This window comes from Cysteiniphilum halobium, from assembly GCF_003574425.1.
GTDB classification, from domain to species: Bacteria; Pseudomonadota; Gammaproteobacteria; order Francisellales; family Francisellaceae; genus Caedibacter; species Caedibacter halobius.
Map to the genome: position 1 here is coordinate 1 of NZ_QLIU01000123.1, position 511 is coordinate 511.

Genomic DNA, 511 nt, shown 5'->3' on the forward strand with positions numbered 1-511 from the left:
CAAAGATAATATCAGCTTCTCTTTGCTCCTCATCAAAGGTAAAACCATATTGAAAACCAGAGCAACCACCACCGGTGATGTATACGCGTAACTTTAAATCATTATTATCTTCTTCTGAAATCAACTCTTTGACTTTCAAAGCAGCTGCATCAGTGAAATTAAGCGGTTGTGATCGTTGAACGCTCATTTTTCCTTCTTTCACCCCCTTATTTCTACGATAGAAGCAAGTCGAGTTTCAATTACTTGTCACCGGCGCAGCTGGGCGCTACGCGAGCTCTCCCCATAAGGGGAAAGGTGAAAGATGATTCAACTTAATTTATTGGACCGGCCTAATATTAATTTTGCCCATACGATCAATATTTTGCACCATATCGTTTATGCCTTTACCTTCTGCCATCGTGTGTGGATTTACATCGACATTTTCAATATCAACATATGACAATAACCCATCCTTACAAGGTAATATATTAATAAATTCGCCAAAATCTAAGACTTTAACAACTTTACCGCT

The 511-nt window shown here is 38.6% G+C and carries 2 protein-coding genes; both read right to left on the minus strand.

The annotated features are described in order from the left end of the window. Positions 1-187 (minus strand): iron-sulfur cluster biosynthesis family protein (locus DNK85_RS11195; protein ID WP_328587304.1); only part of this gene is annotated, 187 nt, incomplete at its 3' end. Between the two features lie 129 nt (positions 188-316). Continuing rightward, positions 317-511: hypothetical protein (locus DNK85_RS11835; protein WP_208123190.1), on the minus strand; the 195-nt coding region annotated here is incomplete at its 5' end.